The organism is Arthrobacter sp. Ms25, from assembly GCF_059090365.1.
In genome coordinates, this window is sequence record NZ_JBNHFP010000004.1 from 514,811 (window position 1) to 533,718 (window position 18,908).

General features: G+C 66.0%; 20 protein-coding genes and 1 tRNA gene. 8 read left to right on the forward strand and 13 right to left on the reverse strand.

The annotated features are described in order from the left end of the window. Positions 1–89: 89 nt before the first annotated feature. Positions 90–1,304 carry an MFS transporter gene (locus tag AC5RT8_RS13920; RefSeq protein ID WP_494096286.1) on the reverse strand — a complete coding sequence of 405 codons (1,215 nt, stop codon included), beginning with the start codon at positions 1,302–1,304 and terminating at the stop codon, positions 90–92. A gap of 64 nt (positions 1,305–1,368) precedes the next feature. On the opposite strand from AC5RT8_RS13920, the gene AC5RT8_RS13925 reads away from it, so the two are divergent. After that, entirely contained in the window at positions 1,369–1,758 is a 390-nt protein-coding gene (locus tag AC5RT8_RS13925) for a UTRA domain-containing protein (RefSeq protein WP_494096287.1), read from the forward strand. Beyond that, entirely contained in the window at positions 1,755–2,150 is a 396-nt protein-coding gene (locus AC5RT8_RS13930) for a VOC family protein (protein WP_494096288.1), read from the forward strand. The genes AC5RT8_RS13925 and AC5RT8_RS13930 overlap by 4 nt, the downstream gene beginning before the upstream one ends. A 131-nt stretch (positions 2,151–2,281) precedes the next feature. Here AC5RT8_RS13930 and AC5RT8_RS13935 read toward each other — a convergent pair whose 3' ends face one another. Continuing rightward, complete coding sequence (locus AC5RT8_RS13935; RefSeq protein ID WP_494096289.1) at positions 2,282–3,178, reverse strand: LysR family transcriptional regulator; 897 nt, start codon at positions 3,176–3,178, stop codon at positions 2,282–2,284. Positions 3,179–3,250: 72 nt separating this feature from the next. On the opposite strand from AC5RT8_RS13935, the gene AC5RT8_RS13940 reads away from it, so the two are divergent. Beyond that, positions 3,251–4,255: a DMT family transporter gene (locus tag AC5RT8_RS13940; protein WP_494096290.1), complete on the forward strand. Its 1,005-nt coding sequence runs from the start codon at positions 3,251–3,253 to the stop codon at positions 4,253–4,255. Here AC5RT8_RS13940 and AC5RT8_RS13945 read toward each other — a convergent pair. Further along, positions 4,219–4,875, reverse strand: a complete 657-nt coding sequence (locus AC5RT8_RS13945; RefSeq protein WP_494096291.1) for a hypothetical protein — start codon at positions 4,873–4,875, stop codon at positions 4,219–4,221. The two genes, AC5RT8_RS13940 and AC5RT8_RS13945, sit on opposite strands and share 37 nt — an antisense overlap. A gap of 127 nt (positions 4,876–5,002) precedes the next feature. Then, entirely contained in the window at positions 5,003–5,146 is a 144-nt protein-coding gene (locus AC5RT8_RS13950; protein WP_494096292.1) for a hypothetical protein, read from the reverse strand. A gap of 92 nt (positions 5,147–5,238) precedes the next feature. Here AC5RT8_RS13950 and AC5RT8_RS13955 point away from each other — a divergent pair, with 92 nt between their 5' ends. The 3 genes from AC5RT8_RS13955 (at position 5,239) to AC5RT8_RS13965 (ending at position 7,561) form a co-directional block, all read left to right on the forward strand. Then, positions 5,239–6,216: a GlxA family transcriptional regulator gene (locus tag AC5RT8_RS13955; RefSeq protein ID WP_494096293.1), complete on the forward strand. Its 978-nt coding sequence runs from the start codon at positions 5,239–5,241 to the stop codon at positions 6,214–6,216. A 116-nt stretch (positions 6,217–6,332) separates the two neighbouring features. Continuing rightward, positions 6,333–7,106 carry a 3-oxoacyl-ACP reductase FabG gene (gene fabG, locus AC5RT8_RS13960; RefSeq protein ID WP_494096294.1) on the forward strand — a complete coding sequence of 258 codons (774 nt, stop codon included), beginning with the start codon at positions 6,333–6,335 and terminating at the stop codon, positions 7,104–7,106. Positions 7,107–7,108: 2 nt separating this feature from the next. Further along, positions 7,109–7,561, forward strand: coding sequence for a MaoC family dehydratase (locus tag AC5RT8_RS13965; protein ID WP_494096295.1), 453 nt, complete (start codon positions 7,109–7,111; stop codon positions 7,559–7,561). 112 nt (positions 7,562–7,673) lie between these two features. On the opposite strand, the gene AC5RT8_RS13970 is transcribed toward AC5RT8_RS13965, so the two are convergent. The 6 genes from AC5RT8_RS13970 to AC5RT8_RS13995 all read right to left on the reverse strand — a co-directional run bounded on the left by AC5RT8_RS13970 (position 7,674) and on the right by AC5RT8_RS13995 (position 13,230). Further along, positions 7,674–8,954 (reverse strand): ABC transporter substrate-binding protein, encoded by a 1,281-nt coding sequence (locus AC5RT8_RS13970; protein WP_494096296.1) that lies wholly within the window; start codon positions 8,952–8,954, stop codon positions 7,674–7,676. Next, entirely contained in the window at positions 8,951–10,120 is a 1,170-nt protein-coding gene (locus tag AC5RT8_RS13975; RefSeq protein WP_494096297.1) for a branched-chain amino acid ABC transporter permease, read from the reverse strand. Before AC5RT8_RS13975 ends, AC5RT8_RS13970 begins: the two co-directional genes overlap by 4 nt. Beyond that, positions 10,117–10,995: a branched-chain amino acid ABC transporter permease gene (locus tag AC5RT8_RS13980; RefSeq protein WP_494096298.1), complete on the reverse strand. Its 879-nt coding sequence runs from the start codon at positions 10,993–10,995 to the stop codon at positions 10,117–10,119. The genes AC5RT8_RS13975 and AC5RT8_RS13980 overlap by 4 nt, the downstream gene beginning before the upstream one ends. Continuing rightward, positions 10,995–11,714: an ABC transporter ATP-binding protein gene (locus tag AC5RT8_RS13985; protein WP_494096299.1), complete on the reverse strand. Its 720-nt coding sequence runs from the start codon at positions 11,712–11,714 to the stop codon at positions 10,995–10,997. Before AC5RT8_RS13985 ends, AC5RT8_RS13980 begins: the two co-directional genes overlap by 1 nt. Then, positions 11,711–12,496 carry an ABC transporter ATP-binding protein gene (locus tag AC5RT8_RS13990; protein ID WP_494096300.1) on the reverse strand — a complete coding sequence of 262 codons (786 nt, stop codon included), beginning with the start codon at positions 12,494–12,496 and terminating at the stop codon, positions 11,711–11,713. Before AC5RT8_RS13990 ends, AC5RT8_RS13985 begins: the two co-directional genes overlap by 4 nt. A gap of 155 nt (positions 12,497–12,651) precedes the next feature. Continuing rightward, positions 12,652–13,230 (reverse strand): TetR/AcrR family transcriptional regulator, encoded by a 579-nt coding sequence (locus AC5RT8_RS13995; protein ID WP_494096301.1) that lies wholly within the window; start codon positions 13,228–13,230, stop codon positions 12,652–12,654. Positions 13,231–13,407: 177 nt separating this feature from the next. Between AC5RT8_RS13995 and AC5RT8_RS14000 the strand changes: the two genes are divergently transcribed. After that, positions 13,408–13,935 (forward strand): DUF6176 family protein, encoded by a 528-nt coding sequence (locus tag AC5RT8_RS14000; RefSeq protein WP_494096302.1) that lies wholly within the window; start codon positions 13,408–13,410, stop codon positions 13,933–13,935. A gap of 105 nt (positions 13,936–14,040) precedes the next feature. On the opposite strand, the gene AC5RT8_RS14005 is transcribed toward AC5RT8_RS14000, so the two are convergent. Further along, positions 14,041–14,113, reverse strand: a tRNA-Arg gene (locus AC5RT8_RS14005). Positions 14,114–14,506: 393 nt separating this feature from the next. Between AC5RT8_RS14005 and AC5RT8_RS14010 the strand changes: the two genes are divergently transcribed. Continuing rightward, positions 14,507–16,297, forward strand: a complete 1,791-nt coding sequence (locus AC5RT8_RS14010) for an HNH endonuclease signature motif containing protein (protein ID WP_494096303.1) — start codon at positions 14,507–14,509, stop codon at positions 16,295–16,297. 217 nt (positions 16,298–16,514) lie between these two features. Here the strand turns inward: AC5RT8_RS14010 and AC5RT8_RS14015 are convergent, their stop codons facing one another. Next, on the reverse strand, positions 16,515–18,032 hold the full coding sequence (locus AC5RT8_RS14015; protein WP_494096304.1) for an FAD-dependent oxidoreductase: 1,518 nt from the start codon (positions 18,030–18,032) through the stop codon (positions 16,515–16,517). Beyond that, positions 18,029–18,898 carry an FAD:protein FMN transferase gene (locus AC5RT8_RS14020; protein ID WP_494096305.1) on the reverse strand — a complete coding sequence of 290 codons (870 nt, stop codon included), beginning with the start codon at positions 18,896–18,898 and terminating at the stop codon, positions 18,029–18,031. The genes AC5RT8_RS14015 and AC5RT8_RS14020 overlap by 4 nt, the downstream gene beginning before the upstream one ends. Positions 18,899–18,908 lie beyond the last annotated feature (10 nt).

Sequence of the window (18,908 nt, forward strand, 5' to 3'; positions counted from 1 at the left end):
GTCCTGAAGGGTGCCGTTGCCGGGGAAACGACCGTATTCCTGCACGCGTGCAGGTGCAGCAGCACTGACAGGTAGCTGCAGGCGTCGAGTCAATGCGAACGAGCAATGACTGATCTGCTCGGCAGAGCAATCAGCGACAGCAGCGCCGTGAGGGCTGATGCGGCGAAAACTATCCACATCACCGCCGAGGTGCCGGACGCCCCGACAATCAGGCCTGCCAAGAGCGTGCCGGTGCCGACTCCAAGAGTCATGGCGCTGACGACCCAGCCGTTGGCCTCGGTGAGGGCAGCTGACGGGCTGAGCTGGGAGATGCGTTCGAAGACTTGACCGAGTGCGGGAGGAAGCATCAGCCCTGAGACGCCCGCGGCCACGACGTAGGCCCAAGTGGGGAGCGTGGTGAAAGCCAGTGGAAGATACCCTGCAGCGAGAAGGATGCCGCACAGGGTTAGCAGACGCTCTGGTGGGGAAACGAGCGGCCGGATGCCGACGGCAGCTGCGCCGATCAGAGCGCCGCATGCGTTCACGGAAAGAATCCATCCGGCTAGTCCGGCGTCAGCTCGGGCGTCCTCGGAGGCGGTCGCAACGATTGTGAGCGCTCCTACGGGGATGCCGATGCCGAAGGTGAATGCGGCCACCCGCGCAATGGCAGGGATGAGGATGGGCGACCGGACTCCGCTGTGTGCGGTGACGTGGCTGCGCTGCTTTATCGACGCAGCTCGTGGGGCGGGATTGATGATGAACGTAAGTGCACCGATCAGGCCGAGCCCGCCGGCGAACAGCAGGTTGCCGATCGGACCGAAGACGGCGATGCCGGCGACGGTCAGCAGGGGACCGGCGATATAGATGATCTCCTGGGCGCCGGCGTCCAAACTGAAGGCCGCTTTCAGCTGGGGCCCGGGGCTCACCAGCCGCGGCCATAGTCCACGAAGCGCTGGCTCAAGCGGCGGCGTGAGGATTCCCGCAACTGCCGTAAACGCAACCGCCGCACCCGGCGCCGGGCCGAGCGTTAACGCCATGGCGGTGAACGCCAGAAAGCTCAGGATGCCGCTGATCGCGAGGACTGCGACCTGCCCGAACCGGTCCATGAGCCTGCCGACAAGCGGCTGTCCCACGGCTCCCGCAACGATGTAGACAGCCGTGACCAGCCCGGCAAAAGCGAAATCTCCGCTCGTCGAACGGACGTACTGCACGATCGCGAGAGCGGCCATCGCACCAGGGAGCCGCCCGAGGAGGGAGGTGAACAGCAAATACCCGGCATGCCGGGTCCGGAGCACGGAAACCACCGGGTAGGACGAGATTGTCATACAGGCCAGTGTGCCAGTGAGAGCAAGCTGGGCGAGGCGATGGAGGTCAGCCGTACGGTCGTGCGTGAAGCGCCGCACCGAAGTGACGCTGCAGCGGGAATCTGTGTCGTTTGTAGCCGAGGGCCTCGGTATCACGTCCGCGTCGCCAAGCCTGTTCATCGAGTCCGTGCTGTTCAGCAACGGTGACCCCGTCGCGCTGGTCCAGGAACACCTCCCGGCGGGAGAGACCCTCAAGACTTTCGGCATGCAGGTGCAGCGCCTCATCGAAAACATCGATCGGGAGCGCACCTGTCTCGGCTCTCTGACGGCCGGACTCGGGCCGGCCTTCGGCATAGGCCGCTCGGAGCTGACGGCAGGGACACCGGGGGCGGTGCGTGCGAAGCTGCTGAAGATCCGGCCGACCTCGCCTGTTCTGGTGGTGACGCAGACGTCCCTTGGTAGCCTTCAAATATGACCTCCCTCTCGGCCGCCCACATAAGAATTGCCCGCCCGACCACGGATATGGATGCCGCAATACGCTTCTGGGTTGAAGGATTCGGCATGACCCTGGAAGGACGGAAGCCTAGCGAAACCGGCACGTTGGAAGAGATAGCTTTTATTGGCTGGCCGGGCGGGAACTGGCATCTGGAGTTAGTTCTGGACCGCCAGATTGTGCCCGCGCCGAGCGAGGAGGACCTTCTTGTTCTATATCTTGGAGGTCCAGTTGAGGATAATCTTCTCGAAAGTATTCAGAGGGCTGGCGGACGACGGGTGAGCGCACGCAATCCGTACTGGGACGAGCATGGGGTAACCATCGCTGATCCCGACGGTTATTTCGTTGTCCTGTCCACACGTACCTGGAATTGAATCCCAGCCGACGGCTCCGACTTTGTCCTATGCGCAGTCGCCAACCCACCAACTGGCTGATAAAGCAGCAAAAAACCGGTCCCTGCGCGCCACCCCCAGGGACAGGGCTGCGAGACCCGCCCGGCGTGGCATTAGGTCGAGCTCACAATTCGTCGCAGAGTCGTGATGACTTTTTGGACTGCGGCCCGGTGAAGGGCTTCCGGCCGGCAGAGGACATCGATGCGCCTGGCGAGCGGTAGATCCTGGATGGGTTTGAGGACCATTCCGCTGCCGGGTACCGGAGCTGCGGTGTGGCGGGGCATCAGTGCGATGACACGGCCGGCGGATACGATCGCGGCGGCGATGAAAAACTCGTTGATCCGGTGTGTGACATTCAGGGGCTGGCCGGCATGAACCGCTATTGCCTGCAGGGCGGGCAGAAGCGGGAACCCGTCCTGGACGGACACCCATTCCTCATCGATGAGGTCGGCAACCTTGATGCTGGGCGCGCCGGCGAGCCGGTGCCGATCCGACATGGCAACGTCCAGGGGCTCGCGCAGCAGCGGCAGGGCGGTGATCGTGTCGGGCCACGACGGACTGTGCTCGAGGCGGTGCGCGATCACGACGTCGTAGTCAGCGGCAAGGGCGGGGAAGTCCTCCTGTCCCACATCCCGGTCGTGGCAGATCAGCCGTGGGCTCCCTGTGCCGGAGAGGGCCTGCAGGAGCGGGCCGAAGTACGTCAGGCCTGCGCTGTTGAAAGCGCAGACGCGCACCGTCGCGCCGGGGTCCTGAAGGTAGCCGCTGACGGCCTGCTCGGCTGAACTCATCGCGACGCTGATATCCACTGCAGCTCGAGCCAGGGCCTGACCGGCGTCGGTCAGGACAAGGTTCCGTCCCCGGCGTTCGGTCAGGGGAACCTCGATCCCACGCTGCAGCGACGTGAGCTGCTGCGACACCGCTGACGCCGAAACATGGTGGGAGCGGGCGACGGCGGCGAGGCTGCCCCGTTCCCCTAATTCCCGAAGCAACCGCAACTGATGCAAATCCATAAGCCAACGCTAAACTATGGCTTCACCAGATGCCCTCTGGTTTAACCAATGCGTTCCGACAAAACTGGAAAAATGACTTCCCCCGTGCGGACTCCGCCAGCGCGCCTGCGCTCGCAGCGACAGGACCCGTTCGCCTCCCGTCTTGCCGCTCGCAGGGTGGATTTGTTCCTGCTCCTGGTCGCTGTCGTGTGGGGCAGCAGCTACCTGGCGGCAAAGACTCTCACCGACACGGTCGGCGTCACCGTCATCCTGTCGCTGCGGTTCCTCATCACCACACTGGCGCTGGCGGTGATCTGGCTGATCTGGAACCGCCGCCGGCCCGCACGCCGCGAAGCCGTCGTCGGCGTCGTCCTGGGCTTCACCCAGGCGGCGGTGCTCATCCTCGAAACCCACGGGATCGCCGGCACCAGTGCTACGAACGCGGGACTCATCATCAGCCTCGTTATCGTCTTCACTCCCATCACCGAGAGCATCGCCTTCCGGGTACGACTGCCCCGCATGGTCTTCATCGCCGGCGTCATTGCGGTCGTAGGGGTCTGCCTGCTCGTCTCCGGGGACGGTTTCGCCAGACCTACCCTTGGAGACCTGCTCATGCTCGCCGCAGCACTCGTGCGATCCATCCACGTCACTGCGCTCTCCGCCCTTACCCGGGATCAGGGTTGCAGTGCCCTGGCTCTGACCCTGATCCAAAGCGCTGTCTGCGCCCTCATCTACACCGTTGCCGACCACCAGGGTGTAATGCAGGCAGTCCGGAGCTTCGACACCGGTGAATGGATCGGCGTGCTCTACCTGGGCCTGGCCTGCAGCGTCTTCGCCTTCCTCGTCCAGACCTGGGCCATCCAGCAAACATCAGCATCCCGGGCGAGCCTCCTCATGGGAACCGAACCCATCTGGGCTGTCCTCATTGGGCTCACCATCGGCCAGGAAACCCTCGCCCTCACGGGTGTCGTCGGTGCCGCCCTCATCATTGCCGGCACCTACCTCGGACTCAGAGCCGAAACACGCCACCGAACCCCGGCCGCAGGCAGCCGCACTCCAACTCAGCCATCCCAAGTAACCTGCAGCGCCCGGCTATAGCTTTCCGGATCGTTCCTGGTGGCGGCTGACACTGCCAGGTGCCGGCGGGTGACCCGGTTGGCGAAATAACCGGCGTAGGGGAGCTCAATAATGGTGTCCAGCCCCGATTCCCACGCGGGGATGAGACTGGCAAGGTTTTGACGTTCCGCATCCGTTGGTATTTTCGGAGTCAGCCTTTGGTCCCAGGTGTTGAAGGCGTCTTGGTCGATGCCGTCCCAGCCGTATTCCGTGGTCCATAGCGGCGGAATGAGCGGGTGGAGGGGTTGGCCAGGCTGCATGACTTGCCGCATGGTCTCCTGCATCTGGCGGATGCTGTTCTGCGTTGGGTAGGGGGGTGGGGTGGAATCAGCGACCCGGTACCAAGCCCACGCCCGCTTCCAGGCTGTTCGCCAGCGGCTCTCCCACTCGGCGGGGCTGGCGGAGTCCGGGACCTTGGAAGTCCCTGAATCTGGTGCTGGTAGGAGTTCGGGGATACCGGCATCGGCTGCGATCTCCCAGGTGTGGCGAATATACAACAGGAGATTTACGGCCAGAGGGTGGTCTTCGACGGTAATTAGCATGTCGCGTGGCCACGGGTTTTCCGGCCACGGGTTTCCTGGCCACGGATCGCTGAAACGCATGTCGCTTCCCCCTCGATCGCCGGGCCCCCATCTACTGGTGTGGCCCCTCTCGCAAACAGAATGACATCCTCATCCGATTGTTGCTAGGAGCAACAGATAACCGTGAAAGCCGGCACATCGGACGGGCTCAGGAAAGCGTTCCGTCCCAGGCGTGGTGGGAGGGGACACGAGGGAGGCTGCCGTGGCCGTCACGGGCCAGGGCACGGACAGTGGCCAGCAGGACCAGGGCAAACGCGGCAAGGAGAACCAGGAGCAGGATGAAAGTCAGCATGGATCCATGCTGCTGCCGGAGGAGACGCGGCGTACGTGGCAGAAATGCCCATTACCGTAGAAATCCTGCCAGCGGTCTGGGACACTGGCCGCATGCTTGATTCCGTGGCGGTAATAGTGCTCGACGGCGTGGCACCGTTTGAGTTCGGCGTAATGGCAGAGGTGTTCGGGATCGACCGTTCACGCAGGCCGGGCGGTGTCGCGGCGTTCGACTTCCGGCTCTGCACGCCGGTACCCGGCCTCGTGGCCACCAAGACCGGCTTCAGCATCGCGGTTGATGCCGGTCTGGAGGCGGCTGCGGACGCCGACCTGGTGGTGATGGCCCCTGCGGGGGAGGCAGATGAGGGACACACCGATGCCCGGGTCCTGGAGGTGCTGCGCAGCGCGCATGCCCGGGGTGCATGGGTAATGAGCATCTGCACCGGAGCATTCCGCCTGGCGGAGGCCGGACTGCTGGACGGCCGCCGGGCCACCACGCACTGGATGTATTCGGAGGAGCTGGCGGACCGCTATCCGGCCGTCGAGGTGGACGAAGACGTCTTGTACGTCCAGGACGGAAAGATCATCACCAGTGCGGGCACGGCCGCGGGTATCGATGCGGCCCTGCACCTGGTCCGCCTGGAGCGCGGTGCCAAGACTGCGGCCGCGATTGCCCGTGACATGGTGGTGCCGCCGCACCGGGACGGAGGGCAGGCTCAGTACATAGACCGGGCGGTGCCCGAAGAGGAGTGCGCCACCCTTGGCCCTGTCCTGAAATGGCTCGGGGAACACCTTGCGCAGGAGCATACGGTTCGGGAGCTGGCGGCCCGCGCACATATGTCGCCACGGACCTTTGCCCGCCGTTTCCGGGCCGAAACCGGCACGACCCCGGCCGCCTGGATCAATGCCCAGCGGGTGCTCTATGCACAGGAACTCCTGGAAGATTCCGATCTGAGCATCGAGGAAGTGGCGCGTGCTGCCGGCTTCGGCCAGCCGGAGCTGCTGCGCCACCACTTCCACCGGGATGTCGGCGCGAGCCCGGCCGCGTACCGGCGCGCCTTCCGGGGCCGGGCTGCCGCGCTGCCCGGCTGAACCGGGTCCTGCCGGTTCTTTCGGCAGCTTCGTTGCGTACGTACCGTCCGGTCGGTACGCTCTGCGAAAGAGACGCAGCACACATCCGGTGGGCTGCCGACACCGGCAGGAGAGACATGACAGACGCACCAGCACCCGTGGACCAGCGCACCGCCGTCGTCACCGGAGCAGGACGGGGGATCGGTGCCGCCGTCGCCAAGCGGCTTGCCGCGGACGGGCACCGGGTAGCTGTCCTCGACCTGAGGGAAGAGGACACAGCCGCTACCGTGGAAGCCATCAATAATTCCGGCGGCAAGGCGGTGGGCGTTGGCGCCGACGTCGCCGACGCTGACGCCGTCGACCAGGCCGTGACCCGAATTGCCGGGGAGCTGGGAGCGCCCACCATCCTGGTCAACAATGCCGGGATCCTGCGGGACAACCTGCTGTTCAAGATGACCGAGACGGACTGGGACGCGGTGATGGGAGTGCATCTGCGCGGAACGTTCCTCATGAGCCGCGCAGTGCAGGCCCATCAGGTGCAGCAGCAATGGGGCCGCATCATCAACCTTTCCTCCACGTCCGCTCTCGGCAACCGGGGGCAGGCGAACTATGCCGCCGCGAAGGCCGGTATCCAGGGCTTCACCAAGACCCTCGCCATCGAACTGGGCCGCTACAACGTCACGGTCAACGCCATTGCCCCCGGCTTCATCTCCACCGACATGACCCGGGCGACGGCGGAACGCGTCGGTGTCCCGTTCGAGGACTTCGTGGCGCACGCGGCAAAGGAAATCCCCGTGGGACGCGCCGGAACCCCGGCGGACATTGCCGCGGCGGCGTCGTTCTTCGCCCGTGAGGAGGCCTCGTTCGTCTCCGGACAGGTGCTTTACGTGGCCGGCGGACCGAAGGCCTAGCGGTGGCGCACTTCGGCTCCGTACAGGAACTTGAGGCAGCGGTGGGGCAGGCTGAAACCAGCGAGTGGGTCCTCATCGACCAGGACCGCATCAACCTGTTTGCCGATGCCACCGATGACCACCAGTGGATCCATGTTGATCCCGAACGCGCGGCCCGCGGACCCTTCGGCTGCACCATCGCCCACGGCTACCTGAGCCTGGCCCTGCTGCCGGCGCTCGCCTCCGGCCGGTTCCGGGTGGACGGGATGGTGATGGGCGTGAACTACGGCCTGGACCGGGTGCGGTTCCCCCACCCGGTGCCGGCGGGCAGCCGGGTCCGCGCCCGGTCCGAGATCGCCTCGGTGGAAACCGTGGCGCAGGGCGTGCGGATCAAGCTGCTGGTCAGTATCGAGATTGAGGGTGTGGACAAACCCGCGTGCGTTGCGGAGTCGATTTCGCTTTACGTGCTGGGATAGCCGGCAGGTTGCGCCGCTGCAGTACAAGGGCCCGTCCGGTTGGACGGGCCCTTGTGCTGCCCGGGTTGGCGGCTTCCAGGCCGATGGTTCCCGGGCCGGGCAGGCGCCTGCCCTACTCCGGCAGGCCGTCGGCAGGCATTGCCGGCCGCGCTTCGGTGTATTCCTCCACCTCGTCGCCGGAAACCACGAACGGGGTGCCGAAGTAGGACTGCACGCCGTTGTCGACCCGGGTCAGCATGGCTCCGGTGTACCCCTGGTGGCTGTCCTCGCCGAAGCCCAGCGGTGCATGCCCGTTACCGGTGACGTTGCCGGATTCGAGTGCCTCGAGCAGGGATTCCCGGGTGGGGTCCTCCCCGGCTTCCTTGAGTGCTTCCACGAAGAGGTAGCCGATGGACATGCCGAAGATGGTGTTGCCGTCAAACGGAGCCCCGGCGTTGTATTCCTCGTTGATCTCGGAGAACTTCGCCGTCCATTCGTCGTCGGTGTCCGAGTACGCCGGAAGGTAGTTGGCGCTGACGAAGCCCTGCAGCAGCTTGTTCGTGTTTTCGCCCAGATAGCCGGACAGGGTGTTGAAGTCTCCGCCGGCCGAGGAGGCCATCCACTGCGGGAAGTAGCCCAGTTTGGCGGCGGTGCCCACGGCCTGGGCGCTGAAGCCGTTGATGGTGGCCAGGAAGTTCACCTCGCAGCCGGCTTCCTTCATGGAACTGATCTGTGCCGCGATGTCGGTATTGGCCGTGGAATAGACCTGGGCATCGGCCAACCCGTCCGCCCCGAGCACCGCTTCAAGGCCGGCCTGGAATTCCTCGCCGAAGTCGTCGTCCTGGCCGAAGAAGCAGTAGGTCTTGTCCGGGAACTCCTCCTGGGCGTAGGTGGCCAGGATCCGGGACTCGGTGGGGTAGTCCACCATGAAACCGTAGGTGTAGGGGTAGTCCTCCGGCTGGTTCCAGGTGGGGCTGCCGGAAGCCACAAAGAGGTCCGGCACCTCGTTGTCGTTCACGAAATCCAGGACAGCGCTGTGCGGCGGTGTGCCGAGTCCGCCCACCAGGGCAAAGACTTCGTCCTGGAGCACCATCTCGCGAACCGCAGTCTGGGTGTTGGCCGGGTTGTAGCCGTCATCCTTCACGATGTATTCAATGGTGCGGCCGTTGACCCCGCCGTTGTCGTTTACGTAATCGAAGTACGCCTTGGTGGCCGGGGAAATGGTGGAGTAACCGGATGCCGCCGGTCCGGTGAGCGGCTGGTGGGTGCCGACGGTGACGGTGGTATCGGTGATCCCGGGAACGTCTTCGGCGGCGGCGTCGCCTCCTTCGTCCGGTGACGCACAGGAGGCCAGCCCGAGGGCTGCGGCTGCAAGGACGGCGGTACCCAGTCGGAGCTTGGAACGGATCATCATTGACCTTTCGGGGTTGCCGGCAGCTGCCCGGACTCGTGCCGGGCGGATAACCGGGTTGGTGTACTGGATGCTGGCGGTGGTGCGGTTTGCGGGGACCTCGGCGTCGTCGTCGTCGGCGACGACGACGTCGACGGCGGCGAGGGAACGGGAACGGAACGGGCGGGTCGGAGCCGGCGGCCCGCTCGGATGAGCAGGCCCTGGATGCCCTGCGGCGCAAGCAGCACCACGAGGACCAGGACGAGCCCGAAGACGGCCACCGCAAGGTTGCCGTCCAGCCGCTGGGCCAGGTCCGCGGACAGTTCGAGCCGGGACGTGGCCGTACTGATCAGATGCGGCAGCGCCACCAGGAGCACGGCCCCCCAGATTGCGCCGGTCAGGGAGCCGATGCCGCCGACCACGGCGGCCATGAGCAGGAAGAGGGAGAACACCAGCGAATAGGCTCCCGGGCCGGCGCTCTGCGTGATGTAGGAGAGAAGGCCGCCGCCCATCCCCGCCGCGGCGGAGCTGATTACGAAGGCCGTGATTTTGGTGCGGGCCGGGTTGATGCCGGCCAGCGCTGCCGCCACGGGGTTGTCCCGCACAGCCCGTAGATGCCGGCCGAAGCGGCCCTGCAGCAGGTTGGCCAGCAGGGTCAGAACCAGGACGGAGCAGACGACGGCGAGCCATGCCTGCCACGCTTCGGTGGACACAGTGCCGCGGAGGGAGGTGGGTCGTTTTTCCACGGTGATCCACAGTCCCTGGTCGCCGCCGAGCACCGAAAAAGTGCTGGTGACTGCGGGCAGGGCCACCACCAGTGCCATGGTGAACCCGGCGAGGTAGGGACCGTGGAGCCGCCCGGCGGCCAGTCCGATCACCAGGCCGAGCGCTGCTGCACCGATGACTGCCGCCGCGAGCGGCAGCAGGAGCAGCGCCGGACCCTGCATGCCGGCGTCGGCCATCGCGTTGGCCGTCAGGGCGTAGCTGTACGCCCCGGCAGCCATCAGGGCCGCCTGGCCCAGGGACAGCTGTCCGCCGGCGCCCGTGAGCAGGGTGAGTCCGGCGATGCCGCACAGGTAGGCGCAGGCCGTGGCCAACTGATAGGACGAGAAAGAGGGGATGACAAAGGTGAGGCCGATCAGGAGGGCCGCAGCCGCGGCCGCCAGGACATACCGTTTGCTGGCGCTCATACCGTTCGCTCCTTGGTCATCGAGAAGATTCCGCCGGGGCGGACCAGCAGCACCGCCAGGAGCAGGACCAGGATGGCGATGGGGGCCAGGGTGGCGCCTCCGTAGCCGCTGACCCAGCTCAGCAGCACGCCCACGGCCAGGCCGCCCAGGACGGCACCGGCGGGGGAGTCCAGTCCGCCGATGACGGCGACCGTGAACGCATAGACGAAGACCGTGTCCGCGGCATGCGGATTGAGCCCCAGCTCCGTGGGGATGACCAGCAGGGCGGCCAGTGCGCCCAGGGCGGAGGACAGGGCCCAGCCCAGGGTGAGCATCCGCGAGGTCCGTACGCCGAGGAGACGGGCCAGGTCCGGGGCGAAGGCAGAGGCCCGCAGCCGTAGTCCCAGGGACGTCTTGGTGAACAACAGGACCAAGGCGCCGACCAGTACGGCTATGCAGGCAAAGACAAAGAGGTCATAGGAAGAGAAGACGGTGATGCCGAGGATTTCCACCGGGTTGGAACTGAAGGGCGTCACCATGGTCCGGTAGCTGTTGCCGAACACCATGCCCAGGACGGCCTGGATCAGCAGAAGCAGGCCCAGTCCCGCAATCACCGGATTCAGCGCGGAGCCGTTGCCCACAAAGCGCATCACGCCGCGTTCCACCAGGGCTCCGATGAGGAATCCCGCTGCCAGGGCTGCGGCGAGTCCGGCCCAGTAGTTTCCGGTAAGTGCGGTGACGGAGAAGGCGATGTAGGTGGCAGCCACGGCCATGGCGCCCTGCGCAAAGTTCACGATCCGGGCTGCACGCCAGATCAGCACCAGGGAGAGCGCGAAGGCGGCGAGGACCGCACCACGGGCCAGGCCGTCAAAGGTGAGGAAAAGGAATCTGTCCATTAGAACCCCAGGTAGGTGTGGCGGAGGCCGGTGTCGTCGGCCAGTTCGGAGGCCGGGCGGGAGGCGACTACCCGGCCGAGGTTGAGCACTACGCCGTAGTCCGCCACCGAGAGGGCGCTCCGGACGTTCTGCTCGATCAGCAGGACCGTCAGTCCGGTGTCGTCGCGGAGGCGGCGCAGCATGCCGAGGATGGAGGCGCTCACCTTCGGGGCAAGCCCCAGGGACGGCTCGTCCAGCAGGAGGAGGGACGGCGAGGCCATCAGGGCCCGCCCCAGCGCAAGCATCTGGCGCTCGCCGCCGGAGAGCTGGTGTCCCGCGGCTTTCCGGCGCCGGGCGAGGGGCTCGAAGAGGTCGTACATCCGGGTGAGCACTTCGGCGGCTGCCCTGCGGTCCTTCCGCCACAGACCGCCTAGCCGCAGGTTTTCCTCCACCGTCAGTTCGGTGATGACGCCGTGGCCTTCGGGTACCAGTGCGACGCCGTGGCGCACCATATTCTCGACCGGCACCCGGGCCAGGTCCTGGCCGTCTCTGAGCCGGATGGTGCCGGCCGTCGGCCGCAGCTGCCCGGTAATGGTGCGCAGGAGGGTGGTCTTGCCGGCGCCGTTGGCCCCCACGACGGCGGTGATGGAGCCGTCCGCTACGGTCAGGTCAATGTCGTGGAGCACGCGGACGTTTCCGTAACCGGCGGTGACGCCTTCCAGGACGAGCCCGCCGGTCATGCCGCCTCAACTCCAAGGTAGGCATCGGCGACGGCGGGGTCGGACCCGATTTCTTCGGGTGTGCCCTCGGCGATCAAACGGCCGAAGTCCAGCACAGCGATGCGGTCGCAGACCTCCATCACCAGGTCAACGTGATGTTCCACGAGCACCACCGAGCATCCGTCACCGGGCACGGTCCGGATAATGGCGGCCAGTTCTTCAATGTCGTCATGGCCGAGGCCGCCGGCCGGTTCATCCAGCAGGAGCAGTCTCGGTTCGCTCACCAGCGCCCGGGCCAGGGCCACCTTCTTGCGGACGCCGTAAGGAAGGGTGTCCGGGAGAGCTGCGGCGTATCCGGCGACGCCGAGGGCCTCCAGGGCGTCCATGGAGCGTTCCGCCAGGCGGGACTCGCGGCGGGCGGATCCGGGCAGGGCCAGCAGGTCGAGTCCGCGTCCGGTGCCTGCCGCCAAACCTGCCATTACGTTCTGCACCACGGTCAGGCCCGGGAACAGGCCAAGTCCCTGCAGCGTGCGGACCACCCCGGTCCGGGTCAGGCGGTGCGGTTTCGGCGTGAAAGCCGCTCCGTCCAGCTGAAGGCTGCCCTCCGCGGGCGGAAAGACACCGCAGATGACGTTGAACAGGGTGGTTTTGCCGGCTCCGTTCGGACCCATGATGCCCACAATCCCGCCTGCCGGAATCTGCAGGGATACTGCATCGAGGGCGGTGAGGCCGCCGAACCGGACCGTAATGCCGTCCAACCGGAGACGGGCGAATTCCGACCGGTCGGTATGTTGCTCCTGCATGAGTACTCCATCGTCTCTGCTCTTACCTTGCGTACATCGGGCTGTAGGGCGGTAGTGCGGGAGGTGCGGTGGTGCGGGAGGTGCGGTGGTGCTGGAAGTGCGGTGGTGCTCAGGTGCGGTGCCGGCCGTGCTGCTCTGGTTGGCCCTGGGGTTGGTTACTTTGCCTGCAGGCCGGCCAGATACAGATCCGTCAGCTGTGCGGCTGCCTGTTCGCGGCTGATAGACCCTCCGGGGGAGTACCAGTACGAGAGATAGTGCGGGTCAGAGAAAAAGTTGGCCGCCAGCACCGGAATCGGAATGTCGGTGCGGAAGACGCCGTCGGACTGGCCGCGGACCAGAAGTGCCGTGAATGCGTCGTTGTATTCACGGCGTCGCCGCTTTACTTCTTCCTGCCGGTCCTCGCTGAGCATGTGCTGGGAGCGGAAGAACACGGATCCTTCGCGGATCCACTCGATGGACGTCATGATGACGTCCTCGCAGACCAGGCGCATCGTCTCGGCCGCCGGCAACCCGCGGCCGATGATTTCAGTCAGGTGTGCGTGCTGGAGGGTCAGGATCCGGTCATAGATGTCGAAGAGCAGATCGTCCTTGGAATCGAAGTAGTGATAGAGCGCCCCCTTTGTGACACCGGCGGCATCCACGATCTGCTGAACGCTGGTCCTGGCATAGCCCTGCCGTGCGAAAAGCTCCACGGAGGTCCGTGTGAGTTCTTCCTTAATGTTCAGGGTCTTCATGCAGTGACGTCCGGTTTTCTCGTGATGCGGGACCGGCTGGTTTCGCGGGTGCGGAACCGACCGGTTGGTATGTGCGAACACCATAACCCCGCAGGGGGCGGGATGCGCAAGGGTTTCGTCGAAAGAATTACCGCAGGTGCACCGTTCGTCGGGGACGGCTCGCCTATGGTCGACGCTATGACCGTTTCCCCGCACCCGCGCATCCCGTTCGAACCTGCCGCCCCGGACTTTCCCGGTTGGCCCATGCCGCTCTCGGTGCCGCAGGGTATGCGGATGGAATTGGGCAGGGCACGGCTGCTGGATGGGCGGGAGTCTTCATTCGATGACTGGATGGCAATGCTGCATGAGCGCTATGAGGAATGTCTGGCCACGTTGGGTCGGGAACGGATGGCACTCGAAGCCACGTTCCTGAACCAGGAGGCGGACGGGTCCTGGTGGATGTACCACTTCCAGCTTCTGGGAGCGGACAGCCCGGGCCTGGTGCCGGACAACCCGCTCGACCAGGCGCACCTCGAGTACGGCAAGAAGACCAAGCATCCGGGCTGGGAAGAGCTTCAGCCGCGGTTCTTCCTTTGCCCGCCGACGGTACGTGCCGCCGTCGAGGAGGCAGCCGGCGCGGGGGAGATGGCCGGCAGCGGCCCGGGTCTTGGCCGACGACGGGAGGCGGCCGCTGGTGCGACGAGTCCCGGGAGTGAGGCCCGGTAGGAGGGGCAGTGCGGTAGCGGGCTGGTACCTGCCGGGCGTACCTGCCTGGCTAAACACGAAGGACCCCGTAGCCGATTGGCTGCGGGGTCCTTCGTTGTCTCAAAGTGCCCTCGATAGGATTCGAACCTACGGCCTGTTGCTCCGGAGGCAACCGCTCTATCCCCTGAGCTACGAGGGCAAGGGCACCGGCTTGCCGGACGCCCTGTGGGACTCAAGAAGCTTAGCAGGTTTCAGGCGGTCCGGAAAAACCCTGCGCTTCTGCGGGGAGGTAACGCCCTTCTGTCATGGAGTTCTCGGGGCGTGGAGACCGGCTGAGCGTACGCGGTCGGCAATGGATGGCAGCGGTAGAAGTGTAGGCATTTGCAGCTTCAGGAGTTTGGTGTGCAGAACCCTGTGGGGCTCGGGCAGGGGTCGGACTGGTCGCGTCGAAATGGACCCTCCGTGAAGCTCACCTACCCGGTTCCGGCGGCAAGTAATTGCGTCCCAAAGACAGGTATTTCTAGTTTCCTGAGAGGCCGGTTTTAGCCTGATTTCGGGCCGGAAATGTCAGTGCCGGATGAAAGCATTAAGCATGGATCAGGACGGGAACACCGGACGGATAAGCGAAGATCGGGCGGGTGAAAACCGGCAGCCGGATGGTGCTGCTGGCGACTCGGATGCGGCCCGCTCGGCCTGTACTTTGTCCGTGTACCGGGCGGAACTGGTTGCCGGGGATGCCGTTACCGATGGTGGCGCACCGGTCGATGCCGCCTCCGGCTATCCGGACGGTTTTACCGGTGTGCTGGCTCTGCAGAACCTGGAAGCCTTCGATGAACATGCCGCCGGTGATGCCCTGGCCCGGGTCGCGCATCTGCTCCGCTGGGCCCAGGCCCAGCAGGTCCGACTGATGCACCGGATGGAGGAACTCTTCCGCGAGAGCTTCCAGACCGAGGACGGCACCGTGCTCAGCGTGGACCCGGGCATGGCCTTCAGCCTGGCGTCCTGTGAATGCGCGACCATCCTGAACGTTCCGCAGACCACCGCGCAGGGAATGATGTCCGAAGCCGGCAGGCTCTGCGACACGCACACCGCAACCCTGGCCAGGCTCGAACAGGGACAGTTGAGCTACAGGCATGCGCAGGTGGTGCTGGACCAGACCCAGAACCTTCCCACCCCGGCCCTCCCGGGGTTCGAGGCTGACCTGCTCACGGCTGCGGTGGGGAAGACCCGGGGCCAGTTCTCTGCCAAGGCCCGGCATCTGCGGGAGAACCGGTATCCGGAGACCGTCCCGGAACGGCATTCGAGTGCTTTCGAGAAGCGCCGGGTGGTCCTGGACCGGGATGAGGACGGTATGTCCTGGCTGGCTGCCCACCTCCGGGCGGCCGAAGCGCAGCAGATCTATACGGCCTTGAGTACTGCTGCCCAGGGTGAGCAAGCCGACGGGGACCCGCGGACCCGGGACCAGCTGCGCGCGGACATCCTGACCCAGCTGCTGATGGGCGGCCTCGGATCACACCGGCCCGGCGGGGCGGGTGGAACCGTTAGTACGGCCGGCAGGAACAGGATTGGGAGCGGCCGGACCGGGAACGGTCCCGCCGGCGCTGCCGGCACCGGCGGAACGGACGGTTACACCGGTACGGCTGGAGCCACCGGCGGCACGGCCCGCACCGGTGGAGCCACCGGTGGCACCGGCGGAGCCAGCGGCGGCAACGGTGGGACAAACCGAACCGGCGCAGGCGGCGGGCACGATTCCCACCGAGGACCCGGCGGGACAGACGTTCAGACAAACGGTGACCCTGACCGTGAGGACGGCCTCGGCGTCCTGCCGCGGGCTGAGATCATGGTCCTGATCAACGCCGAGACTCTCTTCGGCGCGGACGAACAGCCAGCAGAACTGCACGGCTATGGACCCATCAGTGCAGAGGCAGCACGGCGGCTGGCGCGCAACGCCCTTCACTGGACCGGACTGGCCCGGGACCCGGACACCGGAGAAATCCTCGGTGTTGGTCGGCGGCGGAAAGTTCCGGCAGGATTGGCTCGCTGGCTGCGTGCAAGGGACGGGACCTGCCGGTTCCCCGGCTGCCGGGTCAGCACCGCACTCTCGGAAATCGACCACACCACCGACTGGGCCAAAGGTGGACCCACGGACCACGGAAACCTTGAACATTTGTGCCGAAGGCACCACCGGTTCAAGACCCTTGGCTACTGGAAAGCCTGCCAACCCGAACCCGGCGTCATCGAATGGACCTCACCCACCGGACGGACCTACCGGACCGAGCCGTTCCTTGAACTGGGACCGCTACACCAGACGACAGATCTGCGACAGGACGATCCACGGAAGGTAGCCCAACAGGGGGAATCCCAATCGGTGCCTCCCTTCTAGGCGGGTACGGCGGGCCTGGCAGCTTGAGCTTTGAACTCTGGGCTGCGAGTTTCGAGCTCAGAGTCTGACCCCTGAGCCCTATGCCCGAACCCTGGGTCATGAGTCTTGCACCTTGAACCCCGGCCGTCGCTACGGGCGCCACGCTGCTACCGGCCCCACGTCGTACGGGTACTGGGTACTGGGTACTGGGTGCGGTGGTGCTGGGGGAGGGGCGTGCCTAGTACCCCAGGAACGGGTCGGTTCGGATCCGCCGACCGCCGGCACTCCGCACGGCCCGGCGGGCAGCAGAAACAGCCCGTGGAGAGCCGGAAACGTACACAGCCCGTGAGACGATGTCCGGAATCTCCTGCTTCAGCATGGCTCCGCCCGGAAGCCCCGGACCCAACCAGGTCCAGCCGGGAATCGCAGGATCTGACGGAGTGCAGACCAGCACCCGTACGTTCAGCTCCTGCAGCTCGTCAGCGTACGCGAGTTCGTCGACAGAAGAGGCCGCATACACGAGCACAACATCCCGGTCTTCGGTACGGCTCTCCCGTAGCTGGCTGATAAACGGAGTGATGCCGATACCGGAGGCAATCATCAGCACAGGAGTACGGGGATCCCGCGGCAGGCGGAAATCGCCCGCAACGGCAGTGGCGCCCACTTCTGCTCCGGGCCGCATCTTCAACAGGGCGGTCTTGAAACTGCTGCCCGGTTCGGCCACCCGCAGGCCCACAGCCACCGTGTCCGGTTCCGACGGCGGCGTCGTGATGCTGAAAATGCGACGGGATCCCCGTGAGTCCGGCTCAAAGTGCGGCACAGCAAGTTCCAGGTACTGGCCGGCATGGAAGCGGACAGGCCGGACCGGCTCAAAGACCAGTTCGCGGGCGGTAGGAGTCAGGTCCCGGGTTTCGAGAAGCCGCAGGCGGACAGCTCCGCGCTGCCCCAGCAAAAACGCCAGCGCGTTCCCCACCAGAAGCGCCAGCTCCGGAGACATCAGAACCGGACCAAGGGACACCGGCACGGCAAAGAGGACGCCGACGACGACGGCAACACCGAACCGCTGGAGGCGCAGCGGCGGCAGGGTCAGCGGTTCGGTGAGCATGAACCCCGCCAGGAACACAAGCGGGTAGGACCCTGCCACCGTGACCAGCGCATCCGCAGCAGATTCCCCGTCCGCCGCAAAACGGGCTACGAGAATGAGGACGGCAGTCAGCGCAAACACCCCCGCCATAGGCAGGAGCCGGTTCCGGTACAGGATCAGCAGTGATGCCGGAAGCACGGCCACCAGCATCCACGGAGTCGCAACCCACCAGACGGCACCGCCCAGTCCGGTCACCGCCACAGCAAAGGCCCCCACTGCAGCCGGGTTGAAGATGTGCCGGCGACGGAAGGCCAGGACATACTTCGACGCCGTGGCCACGGCCCCGGCGAGCGCCACCATCCCCAGCTGCACGCCCTCGGTGTCGGGCCAGAAGAGGAAATACAGGATCAGTCCGGTGATCAACGACGAGTCCGTCTGCGGACGGGTGCGCATCAGCAACCCGGCCACACGGCTGGTGACCAGGGTGGACGCCACCGCCGTCACTGCCGTTGCCCCCAGCTCCGCCGGCGAGTAGAACAGCACCCCGGCAAAGGACAGGACGAAGGACCAGGCAACACAGGCCAGAAGCAGCCAGACCGTCAGGCGGTACATGGTCCAACGGCCCAGGAAGGTGTTCAGGGTGCGCGGCGCGGCGGGTGCATTAACACTCATGAAAACAGGACTCCAGCCATTTTGGGGGAATAGTCGGCACGGCCGTCGGTGAACATCCGCACATAGTCAAAGGAGAACATCCGTCCCAGTTCGTCCGGGCCGGCAAAAAACAGGGCAGTGGCCAGGCCGTCCGCCGTCATGGCATCGGCAGCCAGTACCCAGGTGGCCGCCACAGTGTCCACCGGAGAACCGGTGCGGGCATCGATTACGTGGTGCAGCCCGTCGCCCCACTGCCGGCGGCTGATGGCTGAGGCGCACAGTGCGCGGTCCGACAGGGTCAGCACCCCGATGGCCCGCCGGGGATCATACGGATGTTCCAGCGCCACCCGCAGCGGGCCGGCACCGGCATGGCGCAGGTCCGAACCCGCATCCACCACGTACTCCCTGTGCCCGGCAGCTGCGAGGATCCCGCTGGCCAGGTCCACCAGCTGGCCCTTCCCCGCGGCACCGATATCAAACGTCACCGGGGCGGCAGTGGTCAGCAGCGCGCCACGGCCGTCGGCGGTCCAGGATACGGTGTCCGTCCACGCCGCGGCGGGAGCGGGCGGACCGGTTGGCGCAAAGCTGTAGCCGGCGTCGTACCCCAGGATCTCAAGCGAGCGGCCCACGAGCGGGTTCACCGCTCCCCGGGTGAGCTGCTGCAGTGAGTCGAAGAGCTGCAGCAGCGGCGCTGCCGAAGCGGGCAGGGCAAAGGTGCCCGCCGCCTCGGCCATCCGCGCGACGGTGGAATCGGACCGGAACCGCGAATAGGTCCTGTCGTAGCCCTCTACGGTGTCTGCGACCGCAGCCCGGGTGGCGGAATCCAGAGGCTCGGCAGTGGACAGGGACCACTGCGTGCCGATCGCCTCGAACTCCAGGGTGTGCACGGGTGCCGGT